Consider the following 22,277-nt stretch of genomic DNA (forward strand, 5'->3'; position numbering starts at 1 on the left):
AAGGATAAGATATGAATCTAAAAGAACTAATACTAAACATTGTAAATGAAGAAAGTTATGAACCCATTACAATAAAAGAGCTTGAAAAATATTTACAAGCTGATAAATATACAAGAAATGCTGTTTATGATGTATTAAGAGAACTTGAAAAAGAAAATAAACTACGCATTTCCCATAAAAAACGCATAATGCCATTAAGTGATGAAGAACTATCTTTAGTAGGACAGATACAATTAGCTCAATCAGGTTATGGTTTTTTTATTTCTGAAAATAAAGATTTTAAAGATGTATTTATTTCAAAAGATAATTTAAATAAGGCTTTTGATGGAGATAGGGTAAAGATAGAAATTACAAAACCTGCAGAAAAAGGAAGAAATGCTGAGGGTCGTGTTTTAGAAATAATAGAGCGTGGCAATACAAAAATAGTTGGGTCTTATCAACAATCCAAAGGTTTTGGTTTTGTAATTCCAGATAATAAATCCATAGGCCAAGATATTTATATAGACAAAAAATTCTCCAAGAATGCAAAAAATAAAGATAAAGTAGTAGCAGAAATAATAAACTTCCCTAAAAAAGGCAATCCTGAGGGGAGAATAGTTGACATCATCGGCCATAAAAATGATAAGAACGTTGATATCTATTCCCTTGCAGCCCAACATGGGGTTCCTTATCTATTTTCTAAAGAAACCAAAAAAGAAGTTTTATATATAGATAAGGAAGTAAAAGATGAAGATACAGAAAATCGTACAGATTTTAGAGATTTATTTACAGTAACAATTGATGGTAGGGACTCAAAAGACTTTGATGATGCTATCTCAATAGATAAAAATGGAGATAATTACGATTTATATGTCCATATAGCAGATGTGTCCCATTATGTAAAAAAAGGTACAGCCCTAGATTATGACGCCTACGACAGGGGAAATTCTACATACCTATATAATGTTGTTATACCAATGCTACCAAAAGAATTATCTAATGGCATTTGTTCATTAAATCCAAATGTAGATAGATTATCCTTATCACTAAAAATGACTATTGATAGAAGAGGTAGAGTAATAGCAAATGACTTTTACAAGGCAGTTATAAACTCAGACTATAGACTGGTTTATGATGATGTAAATAATTTTTTAGATGGTAAAGACCAAAGTGTCTACGAAGATGAACTTTTAAAAGAGAAACTCCTATTATTCAATGAATTACACAAAATTTTAAGAGAAAAAAGAGAAGATAGGGGTGCTATAGACTTTAGCTTTAAAGAAAGCCAGATAGATGTTACAGATGATGGTAAGGTATTAAATATTTCTGTTCACGAGCGTGGTTCAGGAAATAAGATGATAGAAGAATTTATGCTTGCAGCAAATGAAACTGTTGCAACCCTATTTGGATATATGGATTTTCCATTTATGTACCGTATCCACGAGCAGCCATCCAAAGAAAAGCTTGATGGATTTAAGCGTGCACTAAATACCATGGGTTACAATATTCGAGGAAGTGAACTACACCCAAAGGACTTTCAAAGAATCCTTGAGGAAGTAGAAGGAGAAAATGAAGAAAATGTTATAAATATGCTGATGCTGCGCACCATGCAAAAAGCAAAATACAGCAAAAAGAGAGATATCCACTTTGGATTATCCACCGAATTTTACACTCACTTTACTAGTCCTATACGTAGATATCCCGACCTCATTGTTCATAGACTTTTAAAATCATACATTGAAAATAAATTGACAAAGTTTAATCAAGCAAGTTTAGAAATGAGCCTAGAAAAATCAAGCGAACACTTGTCAATGACTGAAAGACGTTCAGAAGATACAGAGCGAGATGTAGAAGATTTGATGAAATGTAAGTATATGCGTAGGTTTATAGGAGATGAATTTACGGGGACAATTTCATCAGTAACAGACTTTGGAATCTTCGTTGAGCTTGAAAATACGGTAGAAGGACTATTTATGTATAAGTTCTCACCAGATAGATTTGAATACCAAGAAGAAATCTTAAAAGCCATAAATGTAGATAATAAGAAGATATACTCTATTGGAGATGAAGTAAAAATAAGAGTACTAGATGTTGATATTTACCAAAGAAATATTGACTTTGATTTATTGGAGGAAAATGAAACAGTTAGCGAACAACAAGAAAGCCTTTCATGATTATTTTATAGAAAAAAAATATGAAGCAGGCATAGAATTACAAGGAAGCGAAGTAAAAAGTATAAAACAGGGGAAAGTTAGCATAAAAGAAAGTTTTGTAGGAGATAGAAATGGAGAAATGTATATATACGGTATGCACGTAACTCCATTTAAGGAAGCTTACGATCAAAAAATAGACCCAACCAGAACCCGAAAGCTATTACTTCATAAAAAAGAAATAGATACCCTCATAGGAAAAAAAACTCAAGATGGCTATACTATAGTGCCACTAAGTGTTTATGAAAAAAATGGCCTAGTTAAAATGGAAATAGCCCTAGCTAAGGGTAAAAAGCAATATGATAAGCGTGAAACTATAAAAAGAAAAGAAGTAGATCGTAGGATAGACAGAGCTCTAAAAAACTATTAAGCAGTCGACCATAATCATGGTCGATTTTTATTTTACTTTAAAATAAAATAAAAAAATGGTATAATAGTCCAATAACTTAAAGGAGGAAAATATGAGAAAAGTATTACCAATAATTTTATCAGGTGCCTTATTTACAGGTTTTGGAGTTAATTCTCAAAAGGCTGAGCAAGACTTAAACCCACAAATTATAGATGTACAAGCTGAAAATACAGTAGAAAAAAATGAAAATAACTTTGAAAACTTTGATTTAACATCCTTAGATAAGAGTGATATAAATGCTATAGCCCAAACTGGTGTAGCCTATGTTAAATCAAACGAATATGATGATCTAAGTCAAGAGGAAAAATCATATATTTATAATGCTTGCCTAGAAGCTATGAATAAACTAGGCTTTGAAACTGATAACTTTACCTATGATGATATGAACAATCTATATAATTCTTGCAGAAATTATATGTTAGAAAATAATGTAGACCCAGAAACATTTGGTCTAAAAGATCAAGCAAAACTTTATAATATGTGCCGCAACTACTTAAAAAATAACAATGCTGATAATAAAGTAGGCTGCATGTCTAGAAGATAAATCTAGAATTTTTAAACCAGGGAATAACTCCCTGGTTTTTTTATTTTAAATCTGATTTTATAACCATTAGCTTACTATCCTTAATAGCCTTTAAACTATGAGCAATACCTGGATCTAACTGGATGATATCCCCTGGTTTTATAGTAAATTCTTTATCTTCTTCAGTAAATATTACTTCTCCCTCATAAATTACAACTACAACAGACATAGAAGTATCATGGGTAGGTATTATTTGATCAGCTTTTATATTTAAGTGAGTCACCACTTGATTATCATTTTGATATATATTTTGTGCTTTTTCATCAAAATCTTTTACAGAATATTTCATAAAACCTCCTAAAAAATGTATTACTTACATTTTACTGTCTATTTAGTTATAATCTATATATGCGCAAAAAAAGGAGAGTAGAATGAAGAATAATAAAAAAATTTCTAACATACTAGCTATTTTTATAATACTAGGTATCGCATTAATAAATAATATAGATTTCTTTAACAATACGAATAGTGATTATGAAACAGGTAGGATAGTAAGAGTTGTAGATGGAGATACGGCAGTAGTTAAAATAAAAAATGAAAATCAAAAAGTAAGATTTATAGGTGTAGACACCCCAGAATATAATCCAAAAAGAAATATATCTCAGCCTTGGGGAAAAGAAGCATCAGAATTTAGCAAAAATTTATTAAAAGATCAAATAGTATACTTAGAAAAAGATGTGTCAGAAACTGATAAATATAATAGATTATTAAGATATATTTGGTTAGAACCACCACAAGATCTGAGTAATCCCACATATGAAGAAATAGAAAATCTAATGATTAATGGAATACTAGTAAGAGATGGTTATGCAAGAGCAAAAACATACAAACCAGATACAAAATATCAATATGAATTAAAAAAAATTGAGAAAAGTGCAAAAAATAAAAAACTTGCTATATGGAGCTAAGGAGAATATAAATGGAATCTTATAAAAATTTGTGGGCAAAAAAACAAGAAACTAATGGAAATTTTGAATGGATGCCCCTATATATTCATCTTTCTGATAGTAAAAATGTATCAGCAATGTTGTGGGAACATTGGCTGAGTGATTCACAAAAAAATATAGTTATAAACTCTATAGAAAATGGAGATGAATTCCTTGCAAAAAATCTTGTAATGTTTTTAGGAGCTAGCCATGATTTAGGAAAAGCTACTCCAGCCTTTCAAATAAAAAAAAGTTTTGCCAATTCAGATGATTTAGATACAATCTTAAAAGAAAAATTAGAGCAAGCAGGATTTTTAGGTATAGCAAATACCCACCTTTCTTCTATAAATAAATCCCATCATAGCTTAGCAAGTCAATATATATTATTTAAATATGGTGTAAATGAAGATATAGCAGCTATTATCGGTGCTCATCATGGGAAGCCTGTTGACTCATTCACTATAATTAAAAATCAAGCTGCTTATGAAGCAAATTATTATCAAGAAGAAAAAAATACAAATCCAATATATAAAAAGTGGGAGCAAGTGCAGAAAGATATTTTTGACTGGGCCCTACAAGCAAGTGGCTTTAAAAGTGTTAGTGATCTACCAGAAATAAATCAAGTTGGTCAAGTAATATTAACTGGGCTTTTAATTATGGCAGATTGGATAGCAAGTAATACAAAATATTTTCCCCTATTTTCTATATATGATAGCATAGACTGTAATCTAGAAAAACGTGCTGAAGAAGGATTTACAAAATGGTTTAAAACTGAGCTTTGGCAAGCAGATTATAACTTTGATTATAAAGAAAGTTTTAATAAAAGATTTGGTTTTTATCCAAACAAACACCAAGAAAGATTTATAGAAACAATTTTGGATACAAATGATCCGGGTATTTTTATATTTGAAGCACCTATGGGTATGGGAAAGACTGAAGCTGCTTTGTATGGCGTAGAATTACTTGCTCAAAAAAAAGGAGATAGCGGATTATTTTTTGCCCTGCCAACACAGGCTACGACAAATGGGATTTTTCCAAGAGTTGAAAAGTGGCTAACAGATATTGTAGATGATTTTGATGAAAATCTATCTTTAAGATTAGTACATGGAAAAGCATATTTGAATGAAGATTTTCAAATGCTTGCCAAAAATATAAATACAGATGCAAACTATGAAGATCATCCTAGTGTAATTGTAAATGAATGGTTTTCTGGAAAAAAATCTGCAATTTTAGATGACTTTGTAGTAGGAACCATTGATCAATTTTTGCTACTATCACTAAAGCAAAAACATCTTTTTCTAAGACATTTAGGTTTTAGTAAAAAAGTAGTTGTTATAGATGAAGTACATGCTTACGATGCATATATGAATCAATATCTATATCAAGCTTTAAAATGGATGGGAGCTTATAATGTGTCAGTCATAATATTATCTGCAACCCTACCAGCTGAAAAAAGAGAAGAACTTGTGAAATCATATTTATCAGGCAAAGGGATAAAGCCACGAAAACAAAAACAAGATAGACAAATAGCAAAAGATACTTACCCCTTAATCACCTATATTGATGGCTCAACAATTAAATATGAAGATAGATTTAAAAGAAATTTCACAATGAAAATAAAAGTTATAAGAGAAGATGAAGATAATTTAATAAATCTAATCAGCTCCCTATATAAGCAGGGTGGAAATATAGGAATTATAGTTAATACTGTAAAAAAAGCTCAAGATTTAGCAAAAGTAGTAGAGGAAAATTTTGGCAATGACTCATTAGAATTGATACATTCAAGATTTATAGATACTCATAGAATAAAAAAAGAAGAAGAACTATTAAAACAAATAGGGAAAAATGCTAGTAGACCCGATAAGAAAATATATATAGGTACTCAAGTAATAGAACAATCTTTAGATATAGATTTTGATGTTATGATAACAGAACTTGCCCCAATTGACTTGGTTTTACAAAGATCGGGAAGACTTCAAAGACATAATATAAAAAGAAGTGAATATTACAAAAATCCTACTTTATATATAACAGGTACATCAGAAAAATTAGAATTTGATGAAGGTTCATCATTTGTATACAGCTCATATCTTCTAGCACGTAGCCAATACTTTTTGCCAGATGAAATAATAATTCCAGATGATTTATCAAAACTTGTACAAAATGTCTATTCAGATTGTGAAATAAAATTAGATAAAAATTTAGATAGTGTTTATAAAAACTTTAGAAATGAACATATGAGGTTAATTGAGCGACAAAAGGAAAAAGCCAAAGTATTTAGAATAGGAAATCCAGATACAGATTTTTTAGAAGATGAAGGTGAAACTATAATAGGTTGGTTAAATAATAGTAATGAGGTAAATACTGAAGAAGCGGCATTTGCCCAAGTAAGAGATACAAAAGAAACTATAGAAGTTATAGCTCTTCAAGAAAATAAAAATGGCATAGGATTATTTGGATATGATAATGACATTTACGAAAAAATGGATGATCCTCACATATCAAAACTTATAGCTGCAAACACCTTAAAGTTACCGCAAATTCTTACAGAAAATTATAATTTAAACAAAACAATAAATTTTCTAGAAAAATATAATTTGGAATATTTACCTAAATTTCAAGAGAGTGCATGGCTAAAGGGTTCTTTGGGTATAATTTTTAATGAAAACGGTTTTTTTGAGATTGGTGATTATATATTAAAATACTCAAATAAATACGGACTATCTTATGAAAGGAAGGGAGATAGTGGCAAGTTTTAATTTAATAGATGAAAATTGGATTTTAGTTATAGATAATGATGGAGATACTAAAGAAATATCATTAAAAGAATTATTTTCTAATGCAAGCAATTATAAAGATCTAGCAGGTGAAATGAAAGCACAAGATTTTGCTGTTCTTAGAATATTGCTCGCAATTTTACAGACTGTGTTTTCTAGATTTGATGCTGATGGTATTTCTTATGAATATTTAGAATTAGATGAAGACTATCGTCAGTTAGAAGATGTTGAAGAAGAAGATCTAAAAGATTATAAAAAAGATTTGAAAAGAACATGGAAAAATCTATGGAAAGCAGGAGAATTTCCATATATCGTAAATGAATATTTTGAAAAATGTCATGACAGATTTTATCTATTTGATGATAAATATCCATTTATGCAAGTGAGTGAAGATATTATTAGGAATAATACTAAAAATAAAAAAGGAACCGACATAAGTATAAAGAATATAAATAGAACTATAACAGAAAGTAATAATAAAATTTCATTATTTGCAGGAAAAGATGCTTCTAGCAAAAACTTAACTACAGAAGCAGAAATAGCAAGGTGGTTAATCACATATCACGGATACACTGGGACAGGTGATAAGACAAAATTTACAGATATTGACGATAAATTTACTCCATCTAAGGGATGGCTATACGATATTGGTGGTATTTATTTTACTGGAAATAATTTGTTTGAGACTTTGATGCTTAATTTAATTTTGGTTCATCCAGCAGATTTTAATGCTAATAAACAAAAACCAGCTTGGGAATATTCTCCACAGGAAAATGTAAACGAGGATTTATCAAAGTCTTTAGTAAATAATTTGTCAGAGCTTTACACTAGGTATTCTAGAGCCATATATATTGATCCAGACACAGATTTGGATAAAGAATTCTCATTTGAAGTTGTAAAACTATTAGATTTAGAACATCAAAATCAAAGCCTAGAACTTATGACAACATGGAGAAAAAATGAAAGTGGATCAAATAAGGGGTCTTTTACACCCAAAAAACATAAAAGAGATGTTAGTTTATGGAGATCGTTTGGTTTGCTTGCCTTAAATCCAAATACAAGTGATATTTGGAAAGTAGGTTTAATGGATCATTTAGAAAGTATAAAGAGTACTCTTGGAGATTACAAATTTACTATTAATTCTATAAGTATGGAAGATGATGGCAATGCTACAAGCTGGGTTCCAGTGAATGAAATATATGACTATTTAAATATTAACGATTTTATAGTGACAGATTTATCAGAAAATGGATGGGTTATCCGCATTGAAGATACTATAAATGAAACAAAAGAGATCGTAGATATCACTTACAGAAGATTTTTAAAAGAAATAAAACTAATTAGAAATCAACAGGCAGATAATTTTGTAGAACAAAATGTAGAGAATCTATATTTTTTACTAAATAATCCATTTAAGAATTGGCTATCATCTATTACCCTAAATGATAGTAAAGATAAAAAAATAGAAGAGTGGAGAAATATATTAGAAAAAATTGTGAGAACTGAAGCCGATAGAATTTTAGCAAATGCTAATCTAAGAGACTATAAAGGTGTAACAATTGATGAAAAAACTCACAATATTATAACCGCTTATAATTCTTTTAATTACTTTTTAAATAAACAATTAAGAAAGGAGGTCTAAATGTCTAATAAAAATGATATAAATAAAGCATCTATTTATGGAGTTACATCTAATATCTTAAATCAAATTGCAAATGACCTAGATTCATCAGCTACTAAAGCAACATTAGCAAATCTTAGAAATTCTATATCAAAACCTTATTCACAAACAATTGGAGTTTTTTCCACATTTTATAAGTATTTACCAGATTCATTTATTAGTGAATATGGAGATTTGTCATACCAAGAAAAAGCTATAATTACAAGCCTACAAATATTTGCTGTTCATCAACAAGGAAATAGTCAAAGTGTATTATTAGAAGCTAATGATGAAAACAAATACAAAAATATAGGATATGCATTAAAAGTTTTAAGAACTGATGAAAATGCAAAATCAACGGATAGAAGATTTAATGCTATGATAAGTGCAGATACTTTTGAAGAGTTTACTTTTCACTTAAGACAACTAATCTCTTTATTAAAGTCTAGGTCAGATCAAAAGGTAAACTATGCAAAACTAGCCCAAGACTTATACTATTTCCAAATACCAAGTATGAGAGAAAATATTAAGCTTAGCTGGGCTAAAGAATACTATAAATTCACAAACAAAGAAAAAGATAACAAAGGAGAAGAAAATGAGTAATAATAGACTATTCCTAGATGTTCACGCAATACAAACATTGCCACCTTCAAATATAAATAGAGATGATACAGGAAGTCCAAAAACTTGCCAATATGGTGGGGTAAAAAGAGCTAGAGTTAGCTCCCAATCTTGGAAAAGAGCAATGAGAACTTATTTTTATGAACAAAGTGAGCAAGAAAATGTGGGAGTCAGAACAAAAGATATTGTACAGTTTGTAGCTGATAAAATAACTGAAATTGAACCTAGCAAAGAAGAAGATGCTTTTAGCTTAGCAGAAAAAATAATAAATGATGCTGGTGTAAAAACCAAAGATGGAAAAGCAAAAGCTCTTTTCTTTTTGGGAGATAGTCAGGCTAAAGAATTAGCAAAAGCTGCTATTGGGGGAAATAATGATAAAAAATATTTAAAAGAAATATTAAGAAATAATCCTGCCGTCGATATAGCCTTGTTTGGTAGAATGGTTGCAGATGATCCATCATTGAACGAAGACGCCTCAAGCCAAGTAGCTCATGCAATTTCAACTCACTCAGTAGATACAGAATTTGACTTCTTTACAGCAGTAGATGACCTCGCACCAGAAGAAAATGCCGGTGCAGGCATGCTTGGAACAGTAGAATTTAATTCATCAACCCTATATAGATATGCAAATATAGCTGTCCATGAACTATACAAACAATTAGAAAATAAAGAAGCTGTTCTAAGTACTAGCAAGTTATTTGTAAAGTCATTTGCAAATAGTCTTCCAACAGGAAAAGTAAATACATTTGCCAATCAAACCCTTCCTCAATTTGTAATGGTTACGTTAAGAGATGATAGACCAGTAAACTTAGTCTCAGCCTTTGAGAATCCGATAAGATCAAATGAAGGTTATGTAGAAAAATCTGTAAATGCATTGTTAAATGAAAATGAAAAGGTAGAAAAATTTGTAAACAAAGCTCAGAAAACATTTATCTTAGACTTAAATAATTATAATTTTTCTTCTGATGAAATTGAAAATGAAAATTCATTAAATGAGTTAATAGATGATTTAGGTAATTTCCTAGACACAGAGTTATCAAATTGGTAGGGTGATTTTTTGAAAACAATACTATTAAAATTTGCAGGACCTCTTCAATCACGGGGAACTAATTCCCATTTTGAAACAAGGCAAACAGATCTATATCCGTCAAAAAGTGCATTAATAGGTCTAATAGCTGCAAGTTTTGGATACAAAAGAGACGAAGATAGTAAAATTAAAAAATTAAACGAACTAACATACGCAGTAAGAATAGATCAACAGGGAAATTTGTTAAGAGACTACCATATAGCACAAAAACTTAAAAATAACGGAAATTTTGAAAGGACTTATGTTACTAATCGTTATTATCTGGAAGATGCAATATTTGTAGTAGCCTTAAGTCATGATGATGATAGATTTATCGATGAGATATATAAAAATATTCAGAATCCATATTTTCAAACATATATGGGCAGAAGGTCATGTCCACCGCCAGTAGATTTTTTACTTGGAATTTTTGATGATAATATTTTAGATACATTAAAAAATTACCCTTGGCAGGCAAAAGATTGGTATAAAAAATATAATGATAATGCTGTATCTTGCTATATAAATGCTTCTATTGAAAAAAATTTAAAAGTATCCAAAAGAAGAGATATGGTTATATCTTTTTCTCAAAAAGAAAGAAAATACCAATATAGAAATGAAAGCCAGTTAATAATAAATTTAATCGATCCATCAAGCGAAAATAATAATACCGTTTATGATGAGCATGATGCTTATGGAAGCCTTTAGGAGGATTTATTATGTATATGTCAAGAGTAGAAATTGATTTTAATAATAGAATGAACCTCAAAAAATTATCTAATTTAAATGCTTATCATAGTTGGATTGAAGAAAGTTTTCCTGACGAAATAAAAAACAAAATTCGCAGCAGAAAGCTTTGGAGGATAGATCAACTTAATGGCAAAAATTATTTATTACTTGTAAGTGAAATAAAACCAGACTTAAATAAATTGGAAAAATATGGTGTAGAAGGCACAGCTTCTAGTAAGGATTATGATCCATTTTTAAATAAACTTCAAAATGGGGATATAGCACGATTTAAAGTAGTTTTAAATCCAACTGTTTCCGTAAAAAATCAAATGGATAAGTCTCAAAGAGGCAAGATAATTCCCCTAAAAGCATCAGAATTCGCTAAATATTTATTAGATAGATCTTTAAAAAATGGTTTTTCTTTAAGTGAGGATGATTTTTTGATAACAGAAAGAAAAGTAGTGCCTTTTAAACATTCAAATAATTCAAAGAAAATAAATTTAGATCAAGTTACTTATGAAGGAAAACTAAAAATAGCGGATAAAGAAAAAATGATAGAGACTCTTATTTCTGGTATAGGAAAGAAAAAAGCATATGGATTTGGTCTTATGACAATAATTTTGGATAAGTAATATGAAAAAATCATTTGGAGCAAAAAAGGCAGAAATAAATGAACTTCCTAGAATATCAGATAGGGTTAGCTTTATATATGTAGAGCATGCAAAAATTAATAGACAAGATAGTGCAATTATTTTTTTAGATAGTCGAGGAATAGTAAAAATCCCTTGTGCAATGATTGGTGTTTTGATCCTAGGTCCAGGAACGGATATTAGCCATAGGGCAGTGGAACTTATTGGAGATACAGGTTGTGCAATGGTATGGGTAGGAGAAAACGGTGTAAGACAATATGCCCATGGTAGGAGCCTTAGCCATTCTTCAAGATATTTAGAGAAACAAGCGAAATTAGTTTCGAATACTCGAAGTAGAGCGGCTGTTGCTAGAAAAATGTATCAGATGAGATTTTTAAATGAAGATGTAAGCAATCTAACAATCCAACAATTGCGTGGTAAAGAAGGAACAAGAGTCCGTAAAATATACAAAGATAATTCAAAAAAATATAATGTAGAATGGTCAGGTAGAGTCTATGATCCAGATGATTTTGACAACTCAGATCAAGTAAATAAAGCTTTATCGGTAGCAAATGTTGCTTTGTATGGATTAGTCCATAGCATAATAGTAGCACTTGGAATATCACCAGGACTAGGTTTTGTTCACTCTGGACATGATTTGGCATTTGTGTATGATATCACAGATTTATATAAGGCGGAAATAACAATACCTATTTCATTTGAAGTAGCTTCATTAAATCTAGAAAACGAAGATATTGAAACTATCACAAGAAAAGCTATCAGAGATGCTATACAAAAAGAAAAATTAATGGAACGAATAGTAAAAGATGTGCAATATCTTTTGGAAGTACCCAAAGAAGAAGAAATAGAAATAGATCAAATTCATCTATGGGATGATAAAGAAAAGCATGTAGAATATGGAATAAATTATAGTGAGTATTAATGCCATTTACAGTAATAACATTAAAAAAGACTCCTTCATCACTCCGTGGTGATCTTACAAAATGGATGCAAGAAATAGATACAGGGGTATATATAGGAAACTTTAATAGCAAAGTAAGAGAAGAGCTTTGGAAAAGAGTAATAGAAAATGTAAAAGAAGGCGAAGCTACAATATGCTATGCTTCACGCAATGAAATAGGTTATGACTTTAAAACAAACAGCAAAGATATTTCTATTATAGATTTTGATGGCATACCTTTAGTAATGGTAGATAAAAAAGAAAAAATCAAAGTAAATGATCAAGCGAAATTAGGATACAGTAGAGCCTCAAAATTAAGAAAAGCACGACAATTTCAAAAACAAACAAAAAAATCACCATCATATGTAGTAATAGATATAGAAACAGATGGATTAGATTTTAATAAAAATAGTATAATAGAAATTGGATGTGTAAAACTCTATAATGGAAATTTAGAAGAATTTGCTACATCCATAAAAATAGATCATAGTTTACCTAAAGAAATAGTAAACCTTACCGGAATAACTGATGAGTTTTTAGAAAAAAATGGAGAAGATGAAAAAGAAGCTCTAAGAGAACTACTAGATTTTATCAAGGAGTTAACCATAGTAAATTACGGAAATAACTTTGATATTAATTTTTTAAATAAGTCTCTAAATAAACATAATTTAGGACATATAAAAAATCAGACCATAGACTTAATGAGATATGTAAAAAAAGAAAAAATAATGCTAGAAAACTATAAACTAGAAACAGCATTAAAATCATATGGGATCGATAAAAAAGTACCACACAGGGCTCTAGCTGATGCCAGATTAACCTATGAGCTTTCAACAAAAGTAAATTTTTTTAAAGAAAAAATAAAATTGAAGGGCTAAAAATAGGGATCTAATTACTGTTTATCCCGCATACGCGGGGGTGATCCTATACCATTACCATTTTTATTATCATCATTGAAGTTTATCCCGCATACGCGGGGGTGATCCTATAGAAATGCTTTACATTTAACTAGAAAAAATGTTTATCCCGCATACGCGGGGGTGATCCTCAATAGATACATCAAACAATTTTGATAGGTGTGTTTATCCCGCATACGCGGGGGTGATCCTAGATTATGAGAAAGACAAAATAGTTAAGTTAAGTTTATCCCGCATACGCGGGGGTGATCCTATGATGAGTGGATTAAGAAAAACAAATCCAACGTTTATCCCGCATACGCGGGGGTGATCCTATCTTCAATATCCATATCAAAGTACATAGAATGTTTATCCCGCATACGCGGGGGTGATCCTATTCAAAAAACGAGCTTGAAATTTTCTCTAAACGTTTATCCCGCATACGCGGGGGTGATCCTATTCATTTCTCAATCCTTTCAAAACGTGGTATGTTTATCCCGCATACGCGGGGGTGATCCTTTTTAGAGGATGGATTTGAAGAAGTTAAGAACGTTTATCCCGCATACGCGGGGGTGATCCTACCAAGTTGCCTATACTCCAGCCACTCCTCACGTTTATCCCGCATACGCGGGGGTGATCCCGTAAGGGCTAGGGATACGCAAATTGTAAGATTGTTTATCCCGCATACGCGGGGGTGATCCTACTGATGCTGAAACGGGTGGTATTACTTATGAGTTTATCCCGCATACGCGGGGGTGATCCTACCTTGCACAGCCAAAGACAAACACGCCCCAGGTTTATCCCGCATACGCGGGGGTGATCCTTTTTTAAGGAATTTGATGAGGATGTTTCTTATGTTTATCCCGCATACGCGGGGGTGATCCTAATCATTAGCTTGTTTTGTTAAATCTTCAACTGTTTATCCCGCATACGCGGGGGTGATCCTGTTATAGCAAATTTTGAAATCAATCGTAAATAGTTTATCCCGCATACGCGGGGGTGATCCTCAACTTAAAAAACATTATGCTTTGCAAGTTTCGTTTATCCCGCATACGCGGGGGTGATCCTGATAGGAGGCATATTGTTACGTACAAAAGTTAGTTTATCCCGCATACGCGGGGGTGATCCTCTTAATCAAAAGACCCTCCTATAGCACTAATAGTTTATCCCGCATACGCGGGGGTGATCCTAAGGCTCGATGTTCTTTTGGTCCACCCCAGCTGTTTATCCCGCATACGCGGGGGTGATCCTATTTGGTTTCTTTGCACTTTTTACATTAGCTAGTTTATCCCGCATACGCGGGGGTGATCCTGCACAATCCCATCTTTTTTATAGAAAATTCCAGTTTATCCCGCATACGCGGGGGTGATCCTATAATATGAATATGAGTTAGAAATGAATTCTAAACTCTTTCCTAGTCAGATTAAAGTCAATCAATTCTCTGATGTCCATAACGCCACCCATTATGCACCTATTTATATTTGAATTCCGCGGGCGTTATGGATTTTTTTGATTTAAGGGCTTTATTAGATAAGCCTATACTCGTATAATGATTAATATCAAAAATAGAGAGGTATTAAAGTATTACTATATATTTTTGTGGTGTATACTGACATGAGACCCTACCTTCATTTATAGAATACACGGAGGATTATATGTTTGTAACTTATCCAGCTTTATTTTTAAAAGAAAAAGAAAGTGAATGCTATACTGTGACTTTCCCAGATTTGCAAGGGTGCGTTACTAGTGGAGATGATGTTTATGATGCATTAGAAATGGCGCAAGATGTTTTGGGCGCTTATCTATTCGAATATTATAATAAACCAAACGAGATGCCTAATTCATCAAAAATCGAAGATGTAGAAATAAAAATCGATGATGATGACTTAGAATATTTTCAATATAACAGTAGTTTTAAAAACTATGTAACATTAGATTTATCTGAATACGTAAGAAAAACTAGCGTAAAAATAGTTGAAAAGACACTAACAATACCTAGCTATTTAAATCAAGCGTGAATTGAAAATAATATAAACTTCTCGTTAGTGTTACAAGAAGCTTTAAAAAAAGAATTACAAATTAAATAATCAAAATATTATTAGCACCTTATGGTGCTATTTTTATGTGAAACAAGAAAGGCAATCAATGGATAATAAATTAAATATTGTATATAAAAGTATAGATGAATTAATACCATATATAAATAATCCTAGAAATAATGAAAATGCAATCGATGCTGTAGCTTCATCAATTAAAAACTTTGGTTTTAAGCAGCCTATTGTGATAGATAGTAAAAATGAGGTGGTGGCGGGACATACAAGATTATTAGCTAGCAAGAAATTAGGTTTAGAAGAAGTTCCTCTTATAATTGCTAGTGAACTGATCGATGCTAAAATAAGAGCTTTTATATAAAACATAGATAAGAAAGCGAAATTAAATGTACCTATAATACCATTTATAAAATCAAAGAATCGGGTGCAGGTATGTATAGGGGCGAGAAAAGATAGTCCCTTTTATATGTGGTTATAGTTTATTAGTAAAACGCTATATATCCAATATAGAAAAGGCGGTGCGAGTCCGACCTAACCGCTCCAAAACTGCTAAAAATAGACAAAAAAAGACCACCAAATGCTTGCTCTCATATACTTTATGATGTATACTGTGATCAGAAATGAGGAAGTAATGAATTTAATAGAAAAAATAATAAGCCTTATAACGGCAATAATCAGTTTAGCAGCTGCGATTATAGCGTATAAGGCTAGTAAAAAAGAGGATAAATAATTATCCTCCCCCTAATAGGGGTTATTAATATTATATTAAATTCATTAAAAAAATCAATGATAATTAGAGTGATAGCATTGATAATTGCTATAATTGCCTTAGTAATTTCTATTAAGGCATATAGCAATACAAAAAATAACAATGACAGAAAATAAAACTAGTGATGCCCAAATCAAAGCTAGTAAAAAGCGGAATGCTAAAAACCCAGATATAGTAAAAAAGTCTAGGTATAAATCAAGTGCAAAGATTTATATTAGAGATTGGGCAGATGAAGAAGATTTGAAACAAATTGAAGAATGGATTAGACAAAGAAGAGATAATAAATAGTAAATTAAGGCGGGAATAAAAGCCCGTCTTTTTGCTTTAATCAAGATTATATATAGATGATATATAGTTTATAAATCTTTATAAAAAAGGAGGTGTGCATTAATGTGGCTATTACCAATCAACAAGAGAAATTTATTGAAGAGATAATAAAAGAGAAAAGCTACTCAGATGCATATCGTTCAGCTTATCCTAAATCCAAAAAATGGAAAAATCAATCTGTAGCCTCTAAAGCATATCAATTACGAACGAAATCAGAAGTAAGTAAAAGAATTGAAGAACTTAGGGAAATTAAAAGGGCTGAATATGAAGAACATTTTATATATGACCCTGCAGAAAGTCAAAAAATGACGTATAATGCGATGAAGCTTTCTTATCAAGATATGCAAATAAATGGAATACGCACTGCAAATACACAATTATTTTTATGTGCTAGAAAAGATTTGGAAGATAGGGAATAAGCTCGAATTAGCAGGGAGGCATACCAATCATTGAAAATCAAAAGACGCGAGGTGCAAATTGCTAAATTACAAGCGGAGATTGATAAAATAAAAGGTATAGGTGAAGAGATTGAGGATTTATCCGAGATCGAGGAGGAAATATACGGGCTGCTAGATGACAAGGAGTAAAAAAAACAATAGACTTTGTCTTTAAAGAAAAGCACAAGGAGTATATAAGACAAGCGACCAAGAATACCTACAACATAGCTGAGGGTGCGGTAAGGGCAGGTAAAACAGTAGATAATATTTTTGCTTTTGCCTCTGATATAAAAAGGACACACGATAGAATACACCTAGCCACAGGGTCGACATTAGCTAACGCCAAATTAAATATAGGTGATGTTAACGGGAAAACCGAAAGACAATCCCGTGGGAATACTATTAAATTACCCGAACGGAGTATGGAATGAATAAAGAGTATAAAGAAAACGTCTCAAAGAGTTAACATGGACTGACGGAAGTTATTATGTGTCTAACTTGGGTCGAGTAATGAGTTTTCGTGGCTAGATGTAAACAATATCGATGGAGACAAAACAAACAATAGATTAGACAATTTAGAATATTGCGCTAGAAAAGAAAATATGCAACATTTTGTTTATCCCTCACACATGGGAATCTATGTTCAGATAATATTAGAAATTGTTTACCCTATGCAAATAGAAATCTTTATGGGATAATTTCCGACCTTCTTCTCTTTATATATAAATGAAGGAGTATTTAATGAGTGTCAAAAAGGTGGTGATAATTATACCTTAGTTTAAAATCGTTATCTGAATTATCCTAATCTTTCTTTTAAGGGCAAAGATATATTATTTAATTTATATAATAACTTTCAGATAATGGAATATATATTTTTATCAACCATGAACTATAGTATGTAATTATTTTTTAAACAAAATATAAGGTTAGGAAAGGTAGTCCCCAATATAAAGATGATTGATAACTAAAATAATGCTAAAGATTTGTCATTAATTTATATTATTATTTAGATGATAATAATCGTATCAAGGTAAAGGGAAAATGACATAGTCATACAACTTGGTATAATTATTGTATTAGCACAGCTTAGAAAGGTTATTAAATGGCTTATATAGAATTAAATAATTTATCAAAAGAATATAAATCTGGTTCATCAACTATTGTTGCTAATGATAATATCAGTTTTGATCTAGAACGTGGTAAACTTTTAGTAATTGTTGGTGCATCTGGTGCTGGAAAAACAACTCTTTTAAATATACTTGGTGGTATGGAGCAAGCAAGTAGCGGACAAATCTTAATTGATGGCAAGGATTTAACAAAACTTGATGACAAAGACCTTACTACTTATAGGAGAAATGATGTTGGATTTGTATTTCAACACTATAATCTCATACCAAATCTTACTGCAATTGAAAATGTAGAACTAGCTGCAGAAATTTCTGATAATCCCTTAAAGTCAGAAGAAGTTTTAGCAAATGTAGGATTAGAAAATAGATCAGAAAATTTCCCAGCCCAATTATCAGGTGGGGAGCAACAAAGGGTTGCTATTGCAAGGGCATTAGCAAAAAATCCTAAAATCTTATTATGTGATGAGCCTACAGGGGCTCTAGATTTTGAAACTGGGAAAAATATTTTAAGGCTACTTCAAGATGCATCAAGAAAACTAGGAGCGACAGTAATCATCATTACTCATAACTCACTAATAAAGCCAATGGCTGACGTAGTTATTGAGTTGCGTGATGGAAGAGTAATCAAAAATTATGAAAATACTGACCCAACACCGGTTGAAAATATTGAGTGGTGATCTTTGTGAATAAAACATATTTTAAAAATATCCTAAAGGATATAAAAAATACCAAGGGAAAGGTAACATCTATTGCAACCATGGTTGGACTTGCTGCTTTAGTTGTGGTCGCTTTGACCTTAACAGGCCCTACTATGAGGAAAACCTTAAATAGTTCCCTAAAAACATACAATCATCCAGATTTAATCTTAAAATCAACTTATGGACTTGACTATGAAGATGAGATGATTATAAAAAAGGATAAAGATATAGATAAGATAAGCTTGGTAAAAACTGCTGATTTACTGGAGGATGAGACCTTAATCAGGGTTAAAAGCTACAATGAAACTATCCCAAAATCGGTAATAATAAATGGACGTAAACCGAAAAAGAAAAATGAAATAATTTTAGATAGAATTTTGAAAGACAAATATAAAATTGGTGATAAGATTAAATTTTCATATGTAGATAATCCAAAATTTGACGAAGAAGTCATGGATAATTTGGAATATGAAGTTGTAGGATTTTTTAGAACATCAGATTATTTTATGGAGGATATGAGAGAGCTGTCTTTTAGTGCAAAAAAAGAACTTAATGGATATGCTTATGTCCTTGATGAAAATTTTGATACTGATAAATATGGGGAAGCTAATATTATCTATAAAAGTACTAAAAATTTAGATAAATCATCTTATGATTATCAAAGTTTTGTAGATAATAAAAAAGAAAATTTGGAAAATGCTATAGCAAATCGTCCGGGAGAGGTGCTTAAAAAAATAAGATCAGATGCAAATGATGACTTGGATGATGCCCAAAATGAAATTGATGATGCAAAAACAGAGATTTCTAATGCTGAAAAGGAATTAAAAAAAGCTAGAGCAGATTTAGACCAGGGCTATAAAGATTATGAAGAGGGCAAAAAGAAATTTGCAAAAGAAACAACAAATGCCCAAAATGAATTAGAAGCTGCAAAGAAAAAGCTAATCGATGGCCAGAATCAAATTGATATTGGTAGAGACACCTATAATACAAATCTAAATCAATATAATAATAGAATAAATGCTGGTCAAAATGAAATAAATTCTAAAGAGCAAGAGCTAAATCTTGGACAAAGTGAATTGGAAAAAGCGCAAGCTGACCTAAATGCTGGTTATCAAAAATTAGAAAATGAATTTCAAAAGCCAAGGGCAGAATTAACTAGAAAAAAATCCCAATTAGATGATTTAAAAATTTACTTAGAAGAAAGACAAAATCAATTGTCCAGCTTGGAAGATGATAATTTAAATATAAATTATGAAGACCTTAATCAATTAAAGGCAGAGATTGAAAGTCTAAGGAATCAATATGAACAAGGACTTCAGGAATACGAAACAGGTAAAAATACCTTAGAATCAAATTATCAGTCTGAAAAAGAAAAAATAGATCAAGGGCAAAGGGAAATAAATAATAAAAAATCAGAGCTAGATGCAGGATGGGAAGAACTTAATCAAGGAAAAAGAGAATTAGAGGCTCAAAAAAATGAAGGCTGGTCTAACTTAAGTGCAGCTAAAAATGAACTTGACCAAAATCAAGCTAATATAGATGCTGGTTGGGATGATTATAATGCAGGTCTTAATAAACTTCAGTCAGAAAAAATAAACGGACAAAAAAAATTAGAAGACTCATATAAAAAGCTTATGGATGGGGAAGATGAGTACCAGAAAAATTTAGATAAGTTCAAAAAAGAAAAGTCAGATGCCCTTGATGATATAAACAAGGGAGAGGATGAGATAAAAGAAAACAAAGAAGCCTTATTAAAATTAGTTGACCCAGAATATGATGTAGAGACTATTTTTGACAATGAGGGTATAGATACCTACTACCAAAATTCTTTAAATATGGATGACCTAACCAAAGTTTTTCCTACATTTTTCTATCTAGTAGCTATGCTTGTTACCCTTACGACCATGAAAAGATATATCGATGAGCAACGAATTATAAATGGTACCCTTAAATCCCTAGGATATTCTGATAAGCAAATCAGCCAAAGGTTTTACCTCTATGGTATCATTCCAACACTTATAGGATCTATAATAGGTTCTTTAATAGGGAGATTTTTAGTAAGTCGTGTCATAATAAATGCTTACTCATCTGGGTTTGGAAATCTTGGTATAGATTATGTCAATTCTCTCCCATATATACTTCTGGCCATACTTTTATCAATAGGTCTAGTTGCCCTTACAGTATATTTTTCATCAAAAGAAACAGTAAAAGAGACACCAGCAGCTTTATTAAGGCCCAAATCACCAGAAGTTGGAAAGAAAATACTTCTTGAACGAATCAAGCCAATTTGGAAAAATCTTTCCTTTATGCAAAAAATCACATCAAGAAATCTATTTCGATATAAGTCCAGAATGTTTATGACCCTTTTTGGAGTTGGTGGATGTACAGCCCTTACATTTTTTGGATTTGCAATGATTGATTCTATAAAAGATACTGTAGACTGGCAGCAAAATAGGATTAATCACTATGATGTCATAGCCATGGTGGATGAAAATGCTACAGATGAAGAGTTCAAAAATTATAAACAAAAAATTAATGACTACGACTCTCTATCAATTAGTTTTGAAGAAGCAAATATCAATAATAAGGCTAATAAATTAAATGTAAATCTAGTGATTCCTGAGGATTATAAGAAAATAGATGACTTTGTAAGCCTTAAAAGTCTAGATAGAAGACCAATAGATTTATCAAATGAAAAGGCTGTTATTACAGAAAAAGCATCTGATAAGCTAGGTATTAAAAAAGGCGATAAGATAAAATTCTCCTATCATGGCAAGGATTTTGAATTGCCAGTCACGAATATTGCAGAAAACTACACCGGCCATTACATTTATATTTCAAAAGAAAACTTTGAAAATATATCTGGCAAAAATCCAGAATTTAACGCTGACTATCTTAGAGGAGATGCAAGTCATATAATAAAAAATATTGAAAATGAAAAGGCGGTAAGCGCAATAATTAATGCATCTGTAATCTATGCATCTATGGATGTACTACTAGCTAATTTAAATATAGTTATAGGGATTATAACAATTATTTCTGGTCTACTGGCCCTAGTAGTTTTATATAATCTGATTAATATAAATGTTAGTGAAAGAAAAAGGGAACTTGCAACTATAAAGGTTCTCGGGTTTTATCCAAGAGAAGTAACTTCTTATATATTTAGAGAAATATTTATCCTTACCATACTTGGAATTTTTGTAGGATTTGGTTTAGGATATGCTATGTTTAGGTATATAATATACGTAGTGGCACCATCTGATATTTTATTATCCTACAGGGTCCACTTAAACCCATTTTTATATAGTGGATTGATAACAATCGCTATTTCAATAATATTACTATTTATAGTCCATAAAAGGCTTAAAAAAATTAATATGGCTGAGGCTATGAGTAGTGGTGAATAATTATTTAAGGAGTTA

At 31.0% G+C, this 22,277-nt stretch carries 21 protein-coding genes and 1 CRISPR repeat array; of the genes, 20 read left to right on the plus strand and 1 reads right to left on the minus strand.

Features of this window, described 5'->3' with window-relative positions; all coding sequences use genetic code 11:
• Positions 1 to 11: 11 nt before the first annotated feature.
• The 3 genes from rnr to OC526_RS03270 all read left to right on the plus strand — a co-directional run bounded on the left by rnr (position 12) and on the right by OC526_RS03270 (position 3,142).
• A complete protein-coding gene (gene rnr, locus OC526_RS03260) occupies positions 12 to 2,153 on the plus strand; it encodes a ribonuclease R (protein ID WP_262122159.1) in 2,142 nt (713 codons plus the stop codon).
• On the plus strand, positions 2,116 to 2,559 hold the full coding sequence (gene smpB / locus OC526_RS03265) for an SsrA-binding protein SmpB (protein ID WP_262122160.1): 444 nt from the start codon (positions 2,116 to 2,118) through the stop codon (positions 2,557 to 2,559). The genes rnr and smpB overlap by 38 nt, the downstream gene beginning before the upstream one ends.
• A gap of 91 nt (positions 2,560 to 2,650) precedes the next feature.
• Positions 2,651 to 3,142: a hypothetical protein gene (locus tag OC526_RS03270; protein WP_262122161.1), complete on the plus strand. Its 492-nt coding sequence runs from the start codon at positions 2,651 to 2,653 to the stop codon at positions 3,140 to 3,142.
• Positions 3,143 to 3,182: 40 nt separating this feature from the next.
• Here the strand turns inward: OC526_RS03270 and OC526_RS03275 are convergent, their stop codons facing one another.
• Positions 3,183 to 3,470, minus strand: coding sequence for a cupin domain-containing protein (locus tag OC526_RS03275; protein WP_262122162.1), 288 nt, complete (start codon positions 3,468 to 3,470; stop codon positions 3,183 to 3,185).
• 82 nt (positions 3,471 to 3,552) lie between these two features.
• Here OC526_RS03275 and OC526_RS03280 point away from each other — a divergent pair, with 82 nt between their 5' ends.
• From OC526_RS03280 to OC526_RS03355, 17 genes are all read left to right on the plus strand, one after another.
• Positions 3,553 to 4,089 (plus strand): thermonuclease family protein, encoded by a 537-nt coding sequence (locus tag OC526_RS03280; protein WP_262122163.1) that lies wholly within the window; start codon positions 3,553 to 3,555, stop codon positions 4,087 to 4,089.
• Between the two features lie 11 nt (positions 4,090 to 4,100).
• Entirely contained in the window at positions 4,101 to 6,866 is a 2,766-nt protein-coding gene (gene cas3, locus OC526_RS03285; RefSeq protein WP_262122164.1) for a CRISPR-associated helicase Cas3', read from the plus strand.
• Positions 6,853 to 8,526, plus strand: coding sequence for a type I-E CRISPR-associated protein Cse1/CasA (locus OC526_RS03290; RefSeq protein WP_262122165.1), 1,674 nt, complete (start codon positions 6,853 to 6,855; stop codon positions 8,524 to 8,526). The genes cas3 and OC526_RS03290 overlap by 14 nt, the downstream gene beginning before the upstream one ends.
• Complete coding sequence (casB, locus tag OC526_RS03295; protein WP_262122166.1) at positions 8,527 to 9,147, plus strand: type I-E CRISPR-associated protein Cse2/CasB; 621 nt, start codon at positions 8,527 to 8,529, stop codon at positions 9,145 to 9,147.
• Entirely contained in the window at positions 9,140 to 10,213 is a 1,074-nt protein-coding gene (cas7e, locus tag OC526_RS03300) for a type I-E CRISPR-associated protein Cas7/Cse4/CasC (protein ID WP_262122167.1), read from the plus strand. The genes casB and cas7e overlap by 8 nt, the downstream gene beginning before the upstream one ends.
• A 9-nt stretch (positions 10,214 to 10,222) precedes the next feature.
• Positions 10,223 to 10,939, plus strand: coding sequence for a type I-E CRISPR-associated protein Cas5/CasD (gene cas5e, locus OC526_RS03305; RefSeq protein WP_262122168.1), 717 nt, complete (start codon positions 10,223 to 10,225; stop codon positions 10,937 to 10,939).
• 11 nt (positions 10,940 to 10,950) lie between these two features.
• On the plus strand, positions 10,951 to 11,592 hold the full coding sequence (gene cas6e, locus OC526_RS03310; protein ID WP_262122169.1) for a type I-E CRISPR-associated protein Cas6/Cse3/CasE: 642 nt from the start codon (positions 10,951 to 10,953) through the stop codon (positions 11,590 to 11,592).
• Between the two features lies 1 nt (position 11,593).
• Complete coding sequence (gene cas1e / locus OC526_RS03315) at positions 11,594 to 12,532, plus strand: type I-E CRISPR-associated endonuclease Cas1e (protein ID WP_262122170.1); 939 nt, start codon at positions 11,594 to 11,596, stop codon at positions 12,530 to 12,532.
• Positions 12,532 to 13,428 (plus strand): type I-E CRISPR-associated endoribonuclease Cas2e, encoded by an 897-nt coding sequence (gene cas2e / locus OC526_RS03320; protein WP_262122171.1) that lies wholly within the window; start codon positions 12,532 to 12,534, stop codon positions 13,426 to 13,428. Before cas1e ends, cas2e begins: the two co-directional genes overlap by 1 nt.
• Before the next feature lie 19 nt (positions 13,429 to 13,447).
• Positions 13,448 to 14,819: a CRISPR direct-repeat array (repeat unit 29 nt; unit sequence GTTTATCCCGCATACGCGGGGGTGATCCT).
• A gap of 282 nt (positions 14,820 to 15,101) precedes the next feature.
• Positions 15,102 to 15,464 carry a type II toxin-antitoxin system HicB family antitoxin gene (locus tag OC526_RS03325; RefSeq protein WP_262122172.1) on the plus strand — a complete coding sequence of 121 codons (363 nt, stop codon included), beginning with the start codon at positions 15,102 to 15,104 and terminating at the stop codon, positions 15,462 to 15,464.
• 127 nt (positions 15,465 to 15,591) lie between these two features.
• Positions 15,592 to 15,858, plus strand: a complete 267-nt coding sequence (locus OC526_RS03330; RefSeq protein WP_262122173.1) for a ParB N-terminal domain-containing protein — start codon at positions 15,592 to 15,594, stop codon at positions 15,856 to 15,858.
• Between the two features lie 510 nt (positions 15,859 to 16,368).
• A complete protein-coding gene (locus tag OC526_RS03335) occupies positions 16,369 to 16,554 on the plus strand; it encodes a hypothetical protein (RefSeq protein ID WP_262122174.1) in 186 nt (61 codons plus the stop codon).
• Positions 16,555 to 16,658: 104 nt separating this feature from the next.
• Positions 16,659 to 17,012, plus strand: a complete 354-nt coding sequence (locus tag OC526_RS03340) for a hypothetical protein (protein WP_262122175.1) — start codon at positions 16,659 to 16,661, stop codon at positions 17,010 to 17,012.
• A gap of 30 nt (positions 17,013 to 17,042) precedes the next feature.
• Positions 17,043 to 17,180, plus strand: coding sequence for a hypothetical protein (locus tag OC526_RS03345; RefSeq protein WP_262122176.1), 138 nt, complete (start codon positions 17,043 to 17,045; stop codon positions 17,178 to 17,180).
• Between the two features lie 389 nt (positions 17,181 to 17,569).
• The gene (locus OC526_RS08340; RefSeq protein ID WP_410050267.1) at positions 17,570 to 17,728 is read left to right on the plus strand and encodes an HNH endonuclease; all 159 of its coding nucleotides are present in this window, start codon (positions 17,570 to 17,572) and stop codon (positions 17,726 to 17,728) included.
• 404 nt (positions 17,729 to 18,132) lie between these two features.
• Positions 18,133 to 18,834, plus strand: a complete 702-nt coding sequence (locus OC526_RS03350) for an ABC transporter ATP-binding protein (RefSeq protein ID WP_262122177.1) — start codon at positions 18,133 to 18,135, stop codon at positions 18,832 to 18,834.
• A 5-nt stretch (positions 18,835 to 18,839) separates the two neighbouring features.
• The gene (locus OC526_RS03355; RefSeq protein WP_262122178.1) at positions 18,840 to 22,262 is read left to right on the plus strand and encodes an FtsX-like permease family protein; all 3,423 of its coding nucleotides are present in this window, start codon (positions 18,840 to 18,842) and stop codon (positions 22,260 to 22,262) included.
• The last annotated feature ends 15 nt before the right edge of the window (positions 22,263 to 22,277 follow it).

It is taken from the genome of Anaerococcus sp. Marseille-Q5996, assembly GCF_946893725.1.
Taxonomy (GTDB): Bacteria; Bacillota; Clostridia; order Tissierellales; family Peptoniphilaceae; genus Anaerococcus; species Anaerococcus martiniensis.